General features: G+C 72.9%; 1 protein-coding gene. It reads right to left on the bottom strand.

Annotation, left to right across the window (positions count from 1 at the left end):
• Positions 1-236 (bottom strand): phosphopantetheine-binding protein (locus NPS70_RS28415; protein ID WP_256527336.1); only part of this gene is annotated, 236 nt, incomplete at both ends.

The raw sequence follows: 236 nt of genomic DNA, 5'->3' as shown, positions 1-236 counted from the left end.
GGCCGGGGCCTCCCCGGCCACCGGCGCCAGGGCCGCGGCCAGCGCCGACGCCGTCCGATGCGCGAACACCAGCTTCGGCGTCAACCGCACACCCGCCTCACGCGCCCGCGCCGCCAACTGGATCACCAGAATCGAATCCCCGCCCAACGCGAAGAAGTCGTCCTCCGCACCCACACCCTCCACACCCAGCACCGCACCGAACAACCCCACCAGCACCGAGACGGCGGAGTCCGAGG

Source organism: Streptomyces sp. C10-9-1, assembly GCF_024497955.1.
In the GTDB taxonomy this organism is placed as follows: domain Bacteria; phylum Actinomycetota; class Actinomycetes; order Streptomycetales; family Streptomycetaceae; genus Streptomyces; species Streptomyces sanyensis.
Note: the sequence above shows the minus strand (reverse complement) of the source record. Positions and strands in the feature narration are given on the sequence as shown.